Genomic DNA, 15395 nt, shown 5'->3' on the forward strand with positions numbered 1-15395 from the left:
GCCGCGCCGTGAGAACGGGGCGGAGGGCTATCTTCCGCTAAGTGCGTCTGTTAGGCTAAAGCTTTGTGGGTTCGCGTGATTTGTCTTTATGTCCGCTGTTTGTGACTGCGGCGCCGCCGGATAATTCACGCGAACCGTAGCCGCGGCAAATGCTTCGGGAGAGGGAAAAATGAAGGCAATCTGGAAAGCTCTGATGGGCGCGGTCTGCGCTGCGGGTCTTTTGTCCGCAGCTCATGCCGAAACGCCATCCACGCCGCCGTCGACGGTTTCGCCTGCCGCCATTGCGCCTGCGGCTCTCGATATACTGAAGGGAATGAGCGAGACGCTCGCCAAGGCGAATTCGCTGTCCGTCAAAATCCGACGCTCCTTCGACGAGCCTGCTTCGAACGGACAGCCGCTTTTTTACATGATCGACTCCAATGTGAGCCTCCAGCGGCCAGACAAATTGAAGGTTGTGGTGCTCGGCGACGGGCCTCCTTCCGAATTTTATTACGATGGCAAGGAGTTTGCCGTTTATCTTCCGGCCGCCAACATGATCGCCGTGGAGACGGCGCCGCCACATCTCGAACAAATGCTCGAAGCGGCGTACGACAAGGCGGGCATCTATTTCCCCTTCGTCGACTTCATTGTCGCCGACCCCTATGCGGCCATAACGGAAAAGCTGACATCGGCCTTCGTCGTCGGCCGATCCAACGCCGTGGGCGGGACGGCGACGGACGTCGTGGCGATCTCAAATCCGGACTTCCACGCGCAGCTCTGGATCGGCGCGAAAGACAAGCTGCCGCGGCTCGTGTGGATCACGCCGGTGAACGGCAAGGAAAAATCGCGCAGCATGATTGAATTCTCGAACTGGGAAATCAACCCGGCCCGTCTGAAACTCGCGCGCGCGCCCGGCGCGGCCAAGGCAGGTCGCATCAAATTCGAAAAGCCCGGCGAAACCGCGCCCGCCAAACACTAAACGTCACGCGAGGGAGATCACGATGAACAGGATCATTTTTCGGGCGTTCGTCGCCGTAGCGATCGGACTTTCGATTTCACCCGCGCATGCATGGAGAGGCGGCTTCGGCGGCGGCGGTTTTGTCGCGCGGGGGCCCAACGGCGGCTTCGCGGCTGGCGGCTGGCATGGTGGCGGCGCGGCTGGCTGGGGTGGCACCTGGCACGGGGACGGCTATCACGCCGCCGGCGCCTGGGGCGGCTACGGCTACCATGGACCCGTCGTCGTCAATAGCTACTACGGCGCGGGTTGTTATGCTTGTGGCGCAGCGGCCGCCGGAGCCGTTGTCGGGGCGGCCGCAGTCACCGCCGCCGCGCGCAACTATGCGATCGGCGCCACATTGGCGACGCTCCCCGGCGGCTGCGTCAATCGCATCGTGAATGGCGACGCCTTCTATGTCTGCGACGGGGCCTGGCTCGCTCCCCGCTATGGGAACAATGGGGTCTATTACGTCGTCGTCACCCCGATGTAAGCGGGCAAAAAAACTTCCGGGCCCGCGCTCGAACATGGTCGCGGGCCGTCAATTCACGCCGGGACTGCGATCCACGCAGGGCGCGCGAGGGCAGCCCGCTCAGGCCCTAGCCGCAAGAGCTTGATCAGAAACCCTAGCCGATCGTCATCCACTCGGCGAGAAGGCCGATGTCGATGATGAAACCCGCCATCGCCAGCCCGGCCGCAAAGGGCAGGGATTCGCCCATCAGGCCGAGAGCGAGCGCCGGGACGGTCAGCCAGAAGAAAACGAGGTCGAAGGGCAGGAGGCCGTTGCGGAAGATCGACAGCGTCACGATCCAGAACAGCGCCTGCGCCAGAGCGATTGCAATAACGACCGCACGGACGAGGAGCGATGAGCCGGGGCTTCGACCTTCGCCAGCCCGATTCGGAAAACCGGCGCGATTTGGCATCAGCGTATCCTCGCCTAAAAGCCTTCGAACAGCGCGGTCGAGAGATAACGCTCGGCGAAAGAGGGGATGACCACGACGATGTTCTTGCCCTCGGCCTCTGGCCTCGCGCCGATTTCCAGAGCGGCGGCGAGGGCGGCGCCCGACGAGACGCCGATCGGCGCGCCTTCGAGCCGCGCGGCGAGGCGGGCCGTTTCAAAAGCCGTGTGATTGCCGATGGCGACGATTTCGTCGATCACGCTGCGATCGAGAACGGCCGGCACGAATCCGGCGCCGACGCCCTGAATCTTGTGCGGCCCTGGCGGGCGGCCGGAGAGAACGGCGGAGTCCTCAGGCTCCACGGCGACGACGCGCAGGCCGGGGCGGCGCGGCTTCAGCGCGTGACCCACGCCCGTGATCGTGCCGCCGGTGCCGACGCCCGCGACGAAATAATCGATGGCTCCCTTTGTATCGTTCCAGATTTCCTCCGCCGTGGTGAGGCGGTGACACTCGGGATTGGCGGCGTTCTCGAATTGTCGCGGAATGACGGCGTCGGGGTTTTTCGAGACCAGCTCGTCGGCTTTGGCGAGCGCGCCCTTCATGCCCTGCGAGGCGGGCGTCAACACGAGTTCGGCGCCGAGCAGCGCGAGCATCTTGCGCCGTTCGAGCGACATGGACTCCGGCATGACGAGGATGAGCTTGTAGCCGCGCGCGGCGGCGACGAAGGCGAGCGCAATGCCGGTGTTGCCCGAGGTCGGCTCGATCAGCACGCTGCGGCCGGGCGCAATGCGGCCATCCGCTTCGAGCCTGTCGATCATGGCGACGCCGATGCGGTCCTTGACGCTGGAAAGCGGATTGAAGAATTCGAGTTTCGCCAGAATATGCGCCTTCACGCCTTTGGCTTGCGCGATGCGGTCGAGCCGCACGAGAGGCGTGTCGCCGGTTGTCTCTGTGATGGAACCGTAGATGCGTCCCCTTCCTGGCCGGGCCGCCGGCATGAAACGCGCGTCATGGATCGTCATGGGACCGTCCTTTCGTGGAGTTGCTCAGGTCCGCCGTCTTTCGGATCGCCTCAAATCCCCGCGCCGTGGTCGAACGCTTCCACATGCGCTTTCGCCTGGGTGATGTTGCTGCCGGGCGGCACGCTGTGGGTGAGCCACACATTGCCGCCGATGGTGGAGCCGCGCCCGATGGTGATGCGCCCGAGCACCGTGGCGCCGGCGTAGATCACCACGTCGTCCTCGATGATCGGATGGCGCGGCTTGCCCTTTTCGAGCGCGCCGTTTTCATCGACGTTGAATCGCTTCGCGCCGAGCGTCACCGCTTGATAGAGCCGCACGCCTTTGCCGATGATCGCGGTCTCGCCGATCACGACGCCGGTGCCGTGATCGATGAAGAAGCCGTCGTCGATCGTCGCGCCCGGATGGATGTCGATGCCGGTCTCCGCATGAGCGATCTCGGCCACGATGCGGGCGATCATCGGCGCCCCCAGACGGTAGAGCCGGTGCGCGAGCCGATGCCGGATCAGGGCAAGGACGCCGGGATAGCAGAAAATCACCTCGTCGACGCTCTTCGCGGCCGGATCGCCCAGATAGGCGGCGTTCACATCGGTATCGAGCTGCGCGCGGATGCGCGGCAAAGCTTCAATGAATTCTTCGGCGATTTCGGTCGCGCGCAGCGCCGCCGCCTCTTCCGACGCGTCGGCGAGAAACAGCCTCACTTCCCGGCGGATCTGCTCACGCAGCGCGAGAAAAAGTCGCTCGAGCTGGCGCGCCAGCTGATGGTCCGACGCATGAAACTGCTCGTCCGGCGGGCCGAAATGCCGCGGATAAAGAATTGCGGCGAGATCGCCGAGGAGTTTCGCGACGACGGCGCGGGAGGGCAGCTCGGGCGGGAAGACGCCATTCCCGTAGCGCCGCGCCTGGGAGGCTTTGCGCAGAGAACCGAGATCTGACACGACGCTTTGAAATCGCAGACGTTCGGGCCCTGTGACCACCGTTTCGAGCATATTGGCCATCTCTTCGAAATTCTCCCTGAACAAGGCCGACAGGCGTCTTTACTGCATAAGCTTGGTAGACTATAGGGAATAAATCAATTGATTTTTCGTTCCGCGGAATTTTCCCGGCGCGGGCGATTTCAAGGAGAGCGCATGACGACAGAACCTGAAGTTCGCAAAACGTTGAGCGAGGCGGCCGCGCGCCAGCTCGCCAACGCCACGAAAACGCGCCCGCAATGGTCGGGCATCACGCCGAGGTGGCTCGTTTCCTTCCTGCCGTGGGTCCCGGTCGAAGCCGGCATCTATCGCTTGAACCGCGTCAAGGAATCATCCGCGCTCACGGACGCCGACGTGCAATGCAGTCCGGCGCGCGATCGCGACGCCGATCTGCCCGAGACCTTCGTCGACTATGAGGACGCGCCGCGCGAATATTCGATGAACGCGGTGACGACGGTGCTCGACGTGCAGACCCGCGTCTCCGATCTCTACAATCATCCTTACGATCAGATACAGGAGCAAGTGCGTCTTCTCACCGAGAAGGTGAAGGAGAAGCAGGAGGCCGAGCTCATCAACAATGCGGAGTATGGCTTTCTCGCCAATGCGCATTCCTCGATGAAGATCGCGACGCGCAAGGGCCCGCCGACGCCCGACGATCTCGACGAGCTGATTTCGCGCGTTTGGAAGGAGCCGGCCTTCTTCCTCGCGCATCCGCGCGCCATCGCGGCCTTCGGGCGCGAATGCACGCGCCGCGGGGTGCCGCCGCCGACCGTGACGCTATTTGGTTCGCCCTTCCTCACCTGGCGCGGCTTGCCGCTCGTGCCGAGCGACAAGCTCTACATCGACGAGAACGGCAAGACCAACATCCTGCTGTTGCGCACCGGCGAGAAGAAGCAGGGCGTGATCGGCCTGTTCCAGCCCGGCGTGCCGGGCGAGGTGGCGCCGAGCCTGTCGGTTCGCTTCATGGGCATCAACCGCAAGGCGATCGCGTCCTATCTGATCTCGCTCTACTGCTCGGCCGCCGTGTTGACGCATGACGCGCTCGGCGTGCTCGAGGACGTCGATGTGAGCAAATTCCACGACTATGACGACAAGCGCGTCTGACGCGCCGAGCCATGAACAACGCCGGCGGCGTCTCCGCCGCCGGCCCTTGTCAATTTTCGAGGAAGCCGAGCCCATGTCGTCAGTCAAATCCGCCGCGCCCGTCTCCGCCGATCCGCCTTTCGAGGCGCTTCCGGCGCAGGACTTTAACGAACATGCGCGCCCGGCTTTCGATCCGGCCTTGATCGCGCGGCTCGCCAACGGGTTCTTTCAACAGCCGCCTGTCGCATTCTCATCCTCGCCGCTCCCCTTTGGTCCGCCGGCGCATACGCCGAGCCTGCCGGATGCGCCGGCGCCCTCGGTCGTCACCACCGCCGCGCCTCATACGCCGGCGCGCGCGCCTTTCGGGCCCCCGGACATTCCGCAAACGACGATCCCTTCCGTGGTCCCGACGCCGAATATTCCGGCTCCCGGCGCGCCGACGGGCCTCCAGTCGCCGACCCGCCCGCTCGGCCTCGATCAGATCCCTCAGCCCGGCGGCTCCCCTGCGGGCGGCGTCCCGGCGGAGGTGGATTACAGCCTGATCCCGCGTCTGCTTGCCGCCGACCCGCGAAGCGAACTGGCGCTCGCGCCGGCGAGGCGCTCCGCGCCGCCAACGGTCGGTCTGGGCGATATGGGCCTTCCCGGCGGCGGCGCGCCTGCGCCTGCGGATCATCTCTATTTTCTGCACGCGCGCAGCGCGCCCGAAGCCGCGCCGGCGCCCTATGCCGTTGCGCCGCTCGCTCCGGCCGTTCCGCCGCAGCCCGAACTCGGCCGCCCCAATATTCCGGTCGCGGCGCCGAGCGCGCCCGCGCTTGCCGAGGCGAATGCGACGCCCGCGCCGGAGAGCTTCGTCATCCCGCAGCCCTCGCAGGCCGATCCGCATCGCCTCTCGGACGTCGCCTCGTTCGCGACGCCGCCCATCGACGGCGAGCAGGCGCCGGGCGGTTTCGACCGTTACCCCTCGCCCGACCAGAGTGGACCCGCCGCGCACGACGCCTTCTATTTTATCGACCACGGCGGCGGCCATGCGGCCCCGGTCCCGGCGCCCGCCGAGCCCGAGGGCTATGCGCCGCAATTGTCCGCCGGCTCGGCCGAGACGCGGACGGTTTTCGACCCCTATCGCGTAAAGCGGGATTTCCCGATCCTGCAACAGCAGGTGCACGGCAAACCGCTCATCTGGCTCGACAACGCCGCGACGACGCAGAAGCCCCAGTCGGTGATCGACCGCCTGTCGCATTTCTACGAATATGAAAACTCCAACATTCACCGCGCCGCTCATGCGCTCGCGGCGCGTTCGACGGACGCCTATGAAGCCGCCCGCGAGAAGGTCCGCCGCTTTCTGAAGGCGCCGAGCGTCAGGGATATCGTCTTCGTGCGCGGCGCGACGGAAGGGATCAATCTCGTCGCCCAGGCCTGGGGCCGGCGCCATGTGCGCGAGGGGGACGAGATCGTCGTGTCGCATCTCGAGCATCACGCCAATATCGTCCCCTGGCAGATGCTCTGCGCCGAGAGGGGCGCACGGCTGCGCGTCGCGCCGGTGGATGATCGCGGCCAGATCATTCTCGAAGACTACGAGAAGCTTCTCAATCCGCGCACGCGCATCGTCGCCGTCACGCAGGTCTCGAATGCGCTCGGCACGGTGACGCCCGTTCGGGAGATCACGTCCATCGCGCATCGCCACGGCGCCTGCGTGCTGATCGACGGCGCGCAATCCGTCTCGCACATGCCCGTAGACGTGCAGTCGATCGACTGCGACTTCTTCGTCTTCTCCGGCCATAAGGTGTTCGGCCCGACCGGGATCGGCGCGGTCTATGGCAAGGGCGCCGTGCTCGAACACACCCCGCCATGGCAGGGCGGCGGCAATATGATTGCCGACGTCACCTTCGAGAAGACGATCTATCAGGACGCCCCTGAGCGTTTCGAAGCCGGCACCGGCAATATTGCCGACGCCGTAGGGCTCGGCGCCGCCATCGATTATGTCGAGAGCATCGGCATGGAGGTCATCGCCCGCTACGAGCACGACCTCCTCGTTTACGCGACCGAGAAGATGCGGCTCGTGCCGGGGCTGACCTTCATCGGCACGGCGGCTGAAAAGGCGTCCGTTCTTTCCTTCGTGCTCGACGGCCACAGCCCGCTCGAAGTCGGCAAGGCGCTGGATCGCGAGGGCATCGCCGTGCGCGCCGGGCACCATTGCGCGCAGCCGATCCTGCGCCGCTTCGGGCTGGAGGCGACGGTGCGGCCCGCACTCGCCTTCTACAACACCTGCGCCGACGTCGATACGCTGGTCGCGGCGCTTCTCAAATTGCAGGCGGGCAGGGGACGGCTCTAAGGGACGCCATGCTGACCAGGAAAGGGAAATACGCCCTCAAGGCGATGGCGCATCTCGCCGGCGCGGCCGGGGGCCAGCCCGTCCGCGTCGTAGAGATCGCTGAAACTCAAAAGATTCCGAAGAAGTTTCTCGATGGCATCCTCTGCGAATTGCGCAACGCCGGTTTCGTGCATTCGAAGATGGGAAAGGGCGGCGGTTATTGTCTGGCGCGGCCGGCGAGCGAGATCATGATCGGCGACATCGTGCGCGCCATCGACGGCCCGCTCGCGCCCATGCCCTGCGCGAGCAAGACGCGTTACCGACGCTGCGACGATTGTCTCGATGAAGATACCTGCGCCGTGCGCCGCCTGATGCAGAAGGCGCAGCAGGCGCTCTCCGGCGTCCTCGATCATTGCTCGCTGGAGAGAATGCGAGACATAGCCGAGCTCCGCGCCGAGACGGACGCCGCTCTGCAACATCTGGCGCATTGACGCGCCGCGCCTGCCGCGACCCTGTCGCGACAAGCGCAGAAGGAGACGGGGGCGACGATGTCGGCCCCATCAACGTCATATCTTCAGCCGAAACGAGAAACCGGCCTGCCAGTTCTTGGCGATCTGCGGGCCGTTGAGATTTTGATAGACGGGAAGGCCCGCCTCGAAGGCGACCGACGCGGCGTCGACGCCGATCAACTTGCCGCTGACGACGCCGCCGCCGAAAAGTTCGACGCGCTGTCCGCCATAGAAGGCCGGGTTGGTTGGCACGGCGCGCCCAAGGATTTGCGGATCGAAACCGGAAATCTGTCCCTGCGTCACGCCGCTGGCGCGGAAGGTGGCTGTCACGCCGGGGATCAGCGTATAACCTCCCCAGCCGTTGAACTCATGCAGGTCGCCGAAGCGCCAGTTTTCGGGATTCCTCGCAAGCGGCAAGCGTGCGCGGTAGGAGAGACCCCACGACCATTGGCCGATGTTTCCCGCATAGACGACGCCGGGCATGATGTCGAATGTGCCGCTTCCAGGCTGCATGCCGTAGAACGCCCGAATGTTCGGGACCGTCCCGTCCGCCTGCAGCAGATCGAAGCGCGCCGTATTGAAGCTGAACGGATAGGCGAAGCCGAGATTGACCTGAATCCGGTGCACCGGGTCTTGGTAAATTCTGTAGATCGCCGAGGTCGTGAAATCCGAAAGACCGAATGTTCCCGGGTAGCTTCGGCCCAGCGGCGTGGCGCCGGATTGTCCCTTGAAGGTGAGCGCCTCGAGCCGCTTTTCGACGATCGAGGCGGTGACGACGACGGAAAGGTCCTCCGAAAGGCCATAGGAGATCAGGCCCGTCTGCGCCGAGACCGCGATGTTTTGCGGCACGAGCCTCAGCTTTTTCGTCGGATCGACCCACCAGGGAATGGTCGAGACGATGAATTCCGAACTGACGCCCTGCGTGCCGATCCGCTGCCCGGAGAGATTCGCCCAGACGGGCGCGATCGCGAGCACGAATTTGCCTTTGGCCGGCATGTCGGCGCCAAAGACGCCCATGGGCGCCGGCGGGCGCTGCGGAGGCGGGGCAGGCTGCTGCGGAGCCTCCGACGGCGCGACTTTCGGCGTCGCCGCGATGGCGGTCGCGCGCTTGCCCGCCGCCCAGACCGACGATGACGCGATCCCGAACGGGATGGCGCAGCTCGCGAGCAACAGCATTCTCATCAGCCGGCCACGCCTGGCCGTCTCTCCTGCATGCAGATTCATCTTCAAGGACCTCGGATCGTCCGATGGGAAGGCGCCAGGAATTCCGCCGCGTTCGTTTGAGGACGAAGCGCCGGAAACCGACGCTGCATTCTTGTTATACTCGATAAGTTTTATCAACTAGACGAGCGCGGTCGCGAAAATCACTGGAAAAGCCAGCTCAACAAACGTTTGCGTGCATGCGACGCTCCTGACTATACCGATTAGTATAATAATAATCACACTTCGCCGCGCGAGAGGCTCATGCAGTGGCGAGGATGCAACACAGGCGCGCCGAGCCGATCGGCCGACCGCCAAGAAGAGACGAGCCGTCTCGTCGTCACATGCCCGCACGCGGTGTATGAGCTAGTAGCAGTTCGGCGATTTTGCGCGCTTCGAGCGCGGGGGTCGGGGCCTTCTTGATGGCGGCCTTCACGATGGCGCCGTCGATCAGCAAATCGAATTGCTGCGTGAGCAGTTCGACGTCGTCTAGGCCCGCGGCGTGGATGAGCGCGCGCAATTGCTCGAGCACGTGGCTCTTGTGGCTGCGGATGATTTCAGCAAGCTTCTGGTCCGTGTTGCGGCTCTCCATCGCCGCATTCATCAGCGCGCAGCCCAGATAATCCTCGCGGCGGAACCATTCGTCCATAATGTCGAACCAGGCGAGCAATTTTTCACGGGGCGTTCCGGGGGTCTCGGCGAGACGCGAAAAGAACCAGGCGCGCCAGACGCCCGCCTCATGCGTGAGCGCCGCATGAATCAACCCATCCTTGGAGCCATAGCGATTGTAGAGCGTCATGCGCGCCACGCCCGACTCTTCGACGATTTCGTCGACGCTCGTCGCGGCGACGCCTTTACGGCAACATAGGCCAATCGCCGCCTCCAGCAGACGCGCATTGGCCTTCGGGCCGGTTTGCGTCGCTTCCTTCTTGCGGGCGCGTCCCAGGCGGTTCGCCGCCGTTGGCGACAGCCGGTTGTTCCGCGTTTTCGTAGCCGATGGACGCTTTTCCATTTTTTTCTAGACCATTCGTTCTGACAGCATGCGCCTGGCGCGATCGTTGGCGATCAAATTCAAGGCATTGCAACACGAATGACGGGAGAAATCCAGCCACTTGATAATATCTATTATTTTTGTAGTCTGTTTGCCGAAAGGAGCCGCCCCGTGCCGATCTCTCTTCCGCTGATTCAATTGCGCCGCGTCGCGCATCGCCATGCCCGCCACGCCACGCCGGTTCTCGCCGACGTGAACCTGTGCGTCCAACCCGGAGAATGCGTCGCTGTCATCGGCCGCAGCGGCTGCGGAAAGTCGACGCTTTTGCAGATCATGGCTGGGCTTCTCCAGCCGACACGAGGCGACATTCGCTTCGCCGACCGGTTCGACGACTGCAAACCGATCCGTCGCACGCTGATGTTCCAGCGCCCCTTGCTCTTCCCCTGGCTCGACGCCGCCGGCAACGTCGCTTTGGCGCTGCATTTCGATGGCCGCAAGCAGGAGGCGCGGGACCGCGCCGAGGCGCTGCTCGCGCAGGTCGGCCTTGCCGGACGCGGGCGCGCCCATGTGCGCGAACTCTCTGGCGGGCAGCAACAGCGCGTGGCGCTCGCGCGCTCCCTCGCCGTGGATCCCGATGTTCTCCTTCTCGACGAGCCCTTTTCCGCGCTCGATCCCGTGACCCGCGGCGATCTTCGTCGCGAGCTGCGCAACATGCGGCGGAAATTTGAATTCGCCCTGATGGTCGTCACTCACGATGTCGACGACGCGCTCGATCTCGCCACGCGCGTCGTCGTGATGGCCGCCGATCCGGGCCGCGTCGTCGCCGAGTTCGAGATCCCGCGCGAGATCGACGGCGAGGGCCGCGCACGGTTGCGCGCGCGTCTTCTCGACGCTCTCGAACCCGAACTCTATCCCTTCGCTTTGGGCGCCTGACGAAAGCAAAAGAACCATGTGCAAGGATTGCGACCATTACGATCTCCATTATGCTCCGGGCGCGGGCGTGTCGCGCCGTCACGTTCTCGACCGGCTCGCCATGGGCGGCCTCGCGGCGCTGCTTGCGGGCACGTCTGGCGCGGCGCGCGCCTTCGAGAGCGACGACGAGACTCTGCGCATCGGCTATCTCCCGATCACCGACGCGACGCCGCTGCTCCTTGCCCACGCCAAGGGGTATTTCGAGGAGGAGGGGCTCAAGGTCGCCAAGCCCGAGCTCATTCGCGGCTGGGCGCCGCTGATCGAGGGCTTCACGGCCGGGCGCTTCAATGTCGTCCATCTGCTGAAGCCGACGGCGCTCTGGCTGCGCTACGGCAGCCATGTGCCGGTGAAGGTTGTCGCCTGGGCGCACACCAACGGCTCGGCGCTCGTCGTGCAGGGCGACGGCGGCGTGAAAGACTTTTCCGATCTCGCCGGCAAGCAGCTCGCCGTGCCGTTCTGGTATTCGATGCACAATATCGTGCTGCAATACGCACTGCGCAAAAGCGGGCTCACGCCGGTCGTCAAGCCGCAGGGGGCGACGCTCGGGCCCAGGGAAGTCAATCTGCAGATTCTTCAGCCGCCGGATATGCCGCCGGCGCTCGCAGCAAAGAAGATCGACGGCTACATCGTCGCCGAGCCTTTCGACGCGCTTGGCGAATTGAACGCCGGTGCGCGGGTGCTGCGCTTTACCGGAGACATTTGGAAAAATCATCCTTGTTGCGTCGTCTCCATGTTGCAGCCGTTGATCGAGAAGCGGCCGGAATGGGCGCAGAAAGTCGTCAACGCGATTGTGCGCGCGGAAATCTACGCCTCGCAGAACAAGGAAGAAGTCGCAAAGCTTCTCTCGCGCGACGGCGCCGGCTATCTGCCCGCGCCCGCCAAAGTGGTGACGCGCGCCGTGACGGCCTACGCGCAGGATCCTGCCTACGAGGACGTCATTCGCCATGCCGATTGGGGCAATGGCCGCATTGATTTCGACCCGTGGCCCTATCCCTCGGCGACGCGCCTGATCGTGCAGCAGCTCAAGGACACGAAGATCGAAGGCGACCGCGTCTTTCTCGACGCGCTCGATCCCGATTTCGTGGCGAAGGATCTCGTCGATTACGCGCTCGTCAAAAAGGCGCTTGCGCGCTACCCCGATTGGCGGCGGGATCGGAGCGCCGCGAAGGGCGATCCTTTCAGCCGGCAGGAGCTCCTGGCGCTATGACCAGCGTGGCCATGACCTCTCCCGTCGGCCGACGCGCCGCGCGCCGCCTGAGGGCGCTTCGAGAGAGCCTGCGGTCGGCCGGCCGGCGCCTGGCGGGCGGCCTCGTCGATGTGAGCGGCCTCGCCATTCTCCTGGGCCTCTGGGCGTTCGGCGGCTGGCTGATCGCCCGCAATCCAGGGACCGCCGCATTCGCGGGCTTCGCGCCGGCGCCCGCCTTGCGCCGGCTCTTCGAGATGCTCCTCGACGGCTCGGCGCTGGCCGCCGCAAGCCCCAGTCTCGGGCGCATCGCCGGCGGTCTCGCCATCGCCCTTGCGGCGGGCGCGCCGATTGGCGTTCTCGTCGGACGAAGCGCGCTGTTCCGCAAGGCGACGCGGCTGCCTTTCCAGCTCCTGCGCATGGTGAGCCCGCTCGCCTGGATGCCGATCGCGATCCTTGCCTTTCCCACATGGAACGCGGCCATCGTCTTTCTCATCTTCGCGGCCTCGATCTGGCCGATCGTTTTCTCGACCGCGCATGGCGTGCGAAAACTCGATCCCGACTGGTTTCGGCTCGCGCACAATCTCGGCGCGGGGCGTTTTCAGATTCTCGCCGCCGTCGTCGTTCCGGCGGTTGCGCAGGATGTTTTGACGGGGCTCCGCCTCGCGCTCGGCGTCGCCTGGATCGTTCTGGTCCCGGCCGAATATCTCGGAGTCACCAGCGGGCTCGGCTACGCGATCAACGACGCGCGCGACACGCTCGATTACGACCGCCTCGCTGCGATCGTGGTTCTCATCGGCCTCATCGGCTTTTTCCTCGACGCGCTCATCGTGACGGCGATCGCGCGCGTCTCGTGGACGCATCACGACTGACTCCAAAAGGATATGGTTGACATGAGCAATGACGCCCCGGTTCTCACCTCCTGCCTCGCGCCGATCAGCAAGGACGGGCTCGACGCCCTCATCGCCGCCGGCAAGGCCGATCCAGCGGCCATCAAGACGGTCCGATGCCGCACGGTCGCCGAAGGCCGGTTCCGCCACCTCAATTTCATCCGCAATCTGCCGCCGCATATCGTCGACGAACCGCCGGGTTTGCTCGGCGACGACACGGCCCCCAATCCCTCCGAGGCTCTGCTCGCCGCGCTCGGCTCCTGTCTGGCGGTCGGCATTCACGCCAACGCCGTCGCGCAGGGAATCGCCGTTCGTTCGCTCGTGCTCGATCTCGAAGCCGACATCAACATCACCTCGGTCTGGGGAACGGGCGACACCTCGCCCAAACCCGTCGGCTTCGAGGCGATCCGCGTGCGCGTGACGCTTGACGCCGACGCCCCGAAGGAGACGCTCGACGCGCTGATCGCCCATGCGCAGAAATGGTCGCCCGTCGCCAACACGATCGCAAAACCTGTGGCGCTCACGGTGACAGGCGCGGAAAAGGGCGACGCATGACTCTCGCGGGAACGACAGCGCCCGTCGCGCGCGCGCCCCAAAAGCCGGACATGCTCGCGCGGGTGCGCGCCGTCGTCGAGCGCGAGGTGAGGCCTCTCGCCGCGCGCATCGACGCCGACGGCCTTTACCCGTCCTCCGCGTTGACGCAACTCGGCGCCGCCGGCGCCTTCGCGCAGCATCACGAGGGCTTCGGGGAAGCGGCGGGCGTCGACCTCGGCCTCGCCATTTCTGCGATCAGCGCGGTTGCGGAGGCGTGCCTGTCCACGGCCTTCTGCGCCTGGTGCCAGGACGCCTTCGGCTGGTATCTTCAAAACTCGGAGAACCCCGGGCTTCGCGCGCGCCTGCAGGCCGCCGCCGCCGCGGGCGCCGCTCTCGGCGGCACGGGTCTGTCCAATCCGATGAAGACGCTTTCGGGCATCGAACCGATGCGGCTGCGCGGCGAAAGGGTCGCTGGCGGCTATCTCGTCGAGGGGGCGCTGCCCTGGGTGTCCAATCTGCAGGAGGGCCATTTCTTCGCCTTCTGCTTCGACGGGCCAAAGGGAGAGCGGGTCGCGGCTGTCGCGCGCCTTGGCGCGGATGGCGTCGAAAGCCGCAAGGGCGCGCAGTTCATCGCGCTCGAGGGGACGGCGACCTGCGCCGTGGGCTTCCGTAAAGCCTTCGTTGCAGATGAGAACCTGCTGTCCGACGCGCTCCCGCGTTTCGCGAGGCGCATCAAGCCCGGCTTCCTGCTGCTTCAGACGGGCATGGTGGCCGGCCTCGTGCGCGATTGCGCTGAACTCATGCGCGAACTCCCGGCGCGCATCCGAGAGATCAACGCTCATCTCCCCACGGGACCCGATGCGCTCGATGCATCGCTCGACGCGCTCGAAGGGGAGATCATGTCGCTGGCGGCGACGCCCTTCGAAGACGATCAGGATTATTTGCGCCGCGTTCTCGAGGTGCGGCTCCGGGGATCGACTCTTGCACTCGACGCGACACAGGCGCTCATGCTCCATGCGGGCGCGCGGTCTTATCTGCGCAACTCGCTCTACAGCCGGAGACTGAGGGAGTCTTACTTCATCGCCATCGTGACGCCCGCGACCAAACATCTGCGCAAGGACCTCGCGGCGCTGGCCGCGCCGGGCGCGCGCTCTTGTGGGGCGCGCTGAAAACATGCGCGGGCAGGGAGCGTGCGGCTGTGTGTGGCAGGTGGCGGTGGCCGCGGCCGGCGCCTGCGTCCCAGGAGAAGAGCGCCAGGAGCAAGGGTTTTTGCTCGACGGAATTGACCAGATGAGACGCAAGAAACGTCTCAGATGGCCCGTCCTCACGGAGGCTGTTCGGCTCGGTCGCGGAATGCCTACCGCATCGCTCGCCCTACAGCGCGCAGACTGTCTCTTGCTGGCCTAGAATCCACACACTAAGCGTCTGGCATGATTCCCGGGCCGAGGGCATAAATCTGAAAATCAGCGGCGCGCCGGCGCGTTTCGCTGAAGCGCTACCGCATGATTCACGCTGGCGGGATCGCCGAGGGCGGCACGCTTGCGCAGTCTGACGACGGAGCGCCAGCCGCGCTCTGCGACAATTAGAGGTCGCTGTAGACCGAGGGCTTCTCAGGGCAGGGTCTGACCTGCCATGGGCTCCGTCACACTCCAAGGACGAGCCTACGAGAGGCGTCGCGGACGATCGCCGACATAATCGGCCAGCGGTCGGCGGCCATCACGCGTCAATAATTTTGGTTTTTATGGCTCCCCGAGTAGGACTCGAACCTACGACCTAGCGATTAACAGTCGCGTGCTCTACCAGCTGAGCTATCGGGGAACGTCGTTGGTGAGGGGGGTATTACAAGGCGAGCGGTGATTT

Annotated in this window: 15 protein-coding genes and 1 tRNA gene; 10 read left to right on the top strand and 6 right to left on the bottom strand. The window is 65.1% G+C overall.

Annotation, left to right across the window (positions count from 1 at the left end; translation table 11 throughout):
- Positions 1 to 169 precede the first annotated feature (169 nt).
- Together WOC76_RS10400 and WOC76_RS10405 are read left to right on the top strand one after the other, a co-directional pair.
- Positions 170 to 958: a DUF2092 domain-containing protein gene (locus WOC76_RS10400; RefSeq protein ID WP_341107048.1), complete on the top strand. Its 789-nt coding sequence runs from the start codon at positions 170 to 172 to the stop codon at positions 956 to 958.
- A gap of 22 nt (positions 959 to 980) precedes the next feature.
- Entirely contained in the window at positions 981 to 1466 is a 486-nt protein-coding gene (locus WOC76_RS10405) for a hypothetical protein (protein WP_341107047.1), read from the top strand.
- A 133-nt stretch (positions 1467 to 1599) separates the two neighbouring features.
- On the opposite strand, the gene WOC76_RS10410 is transcribed toward WOC76_RS10405, so the two are convergent.
- Genes WOC76_RS10410 through epsC form a run of 3 tightly spaced genes read right to left on the bottom strand, consistent with a single transcriptional unit; the run spans position 1600 to position 3880 of the window.
- A complete protein-coding gene (locus WOC76_RS10410) occupies positions 1600 to 1896 on the bottom strand; it encodes a hypothetical protein (protein ID WP_341107045.1) in 297 nt (98 codons plus the stop codon).
- A gap of 14 nt (positions 1897 to 1910) precedes the next feature.
- Positions 1911 to 2894 (bottom strand): cysteine synthase A, encoded by a 984-nt coding sequence (gene cysK, locus WOC76_RS10415; protein ID WP_341107043.1) that lies wholly within the window; start codon positions 2892 to 2894, stop codon positions 1911 to 1913.
- 50 nt (positions 2895 to 2944) lie between these two features.
- Positions 2945 to 3880 (bottom strand): serine O-acetyltransferase EpsC, encoded by a 936-nt coding sequence (gene epsC / locus WOC76_RS10420; RefSeq protein WP_341388271.1) that lies wholly within the window; start codon positions 3878 to 3880, stop codon positions 2945 to 2947.
- Positions 3881 to 4021: 141 nt separating this feature from the next.
- Here epsC and WOC76_RS10425 point away from each other — a divergent pair, with 141 nt between their 5' ends.
- From WOC76_RS10425 to WOC76_RS10435, 3 genes are all read left to right on the top strand, one after another.
- On the top strand, positions 4022 to 4969 hold the full coding sequence (locus tag WOC76_RS10425) for a family 2A encapsulin nanocompartment shell protein (protein WP_341107040.1): 948 nt from the start codon (positions 4022 to 4024) through the stop codon (positions 4967 to 4969).
- Between the two features lie 73 nt (positions 4970 to 5042).
- The gene (locus WOC76_RS10430) at positions 5043 to 7277 is read left to right on the top strand and encodes a family 2A encapsulin nanocompartment cargo protein cysteine desulfurase (protein WP_341107039.1); all 2235 of its coding nucleotides are present in this window, start codon (positions 5043 to 5045) and stop codon (positions 7275 to 7277) included.
- Between the two features lie 8 nt (positions 7278 to 7285).
- A complete protein-coding gene (locus WOC76_RS10435) occupies positions 7286 to 7747 on the top strand; it encodes an RrF2 family transcriptional regulator (protein WP_341107037.1) in 462 nt (153 codons plus the stop codon).
- 75 nt (positions 7748 to 7822) lie between these two features.
- Here WOC76_RS10435 and WOC76_RS10440 read toward each other — a convergent pair whose 3' ends face one another.
- Together WOC76_RS10440 and WOC76_RS10445 are read right to left on the bottom strand one after the other, a co-directional pair.
- The gene (locus WOC76_RS10440) at positions 7823 to 8989 is read right to left on the bottom strand and encodes an alpha-amylase (RefSeq protein WP_341431410.1); all 1167 of its coding nucleotides are present in this window, start codon (positions 8987 to 8989) and stop codon (positions 7823 to 7825) included.
- A gap of 316 nt (positions 8990 to 9305) precedes the next feature.
- Positions 9306 to 9977: a TetR/AcrR family transcriptional regulator gene (locus tag WOC76_RS10445; protein WP_341107035.1), complete on the bottom strand. Its 672-nt coding sequence runs from the start codon at positions 9975 to 9977 to the stop codon at positions 9306 to 9308.
- A 150-nt stretch (positions 9978 to 10127) separates the two neighbouring features.
- Here WOC76_RS10445 and WOC76_RS10450 point away from each other — a divergent pair, with 150 nt between their 5' ends.
- From WOC76_RS10450 to WOC76_RS10470, 5 genes are read left to right on the top strand one after another with little or no spacing between them, the layout of a single operon-like run.
- Positions 10128 to 10889 (top strand): ABC transporter ATP-binding protein, encoded by a 762-nt coding sequence (locus WOC76_RS10450; RefSeq protein ID WP_341107033.1) that lies wholly within the window; start codon positions 10128 to 10130, stop codon positions 10887 to 10889.
- A gap of 16 nt (positions 10890 to 10905) precedes the next feature.
- Complete coding sequence (locus WOC76_RS10455) at positions 10906 to 12135, top strand: ABC transporter substrate-binding protein (protein WP_341107031.1); 1230 nt, start codon at positions 10906 to 10908, stop codon at positions 12133 to 12135.
- A complete protein-coding gene (locus WOC76_RS10460; RefSeq protein WP_341107029.1) occupies positions 12132 to 12983 on the top strand; it encodes an ABC transporter permease in 852 nt (283 codons plus the stop codon). Before WOC76_RS10455 ends, WOC76_RS10460 begins: the two co-directional genes overlap by 4 nt.
- 21 nt (positions 12984 to 13004) lie before the next feature.
- Positions 13005 to 13556, top strand: coding sequence for an OsmC family protein (locus WOC76_RS10465; RefSeq protein WP_341107027.1), 552 nt, complete (start codon positions 13005 to 13007; stop codon positions 13554 to 13556).
- Positions 13553 to 14704: an acyl-CoA dehydrogenase family protein gene (locus tag WOC76_RS10470; RefSeq protein ID WP_341388281.1), complete on the top strand. Its 1152-nt coding sequence runs from the start codon at positions 13553 to 13555 to the stop codon at positions 14702 to 14704. The genes WOC76_RS10465 and WOC76_RS10470 overlap by 4 nt, the downstream gene beginning before the upstream one ends.
- Before the next feature lie 573 nt (positions 14705 to 15277).
- Here WOC76_RS10470 and WOC76_RS10475 read toward each other — a convergent pair.
- A tRNA-Asn gene (locus WOC76_RS10475) sits at positions 15278 to 15353 on the bottom strand.
- Positions 15354 to 15395: the final 42 nt, after the last annotated feature.

It is taken from the genome of Methylocystis sp. IM3 (assembly GCF_038070105.1).
Classification (GTDB): domain Bacteria; phylum Pseudomonadota; class Alphaproteobacteria; order Rhizobiales; family Beijerinckiaceae; genus Methylocystis.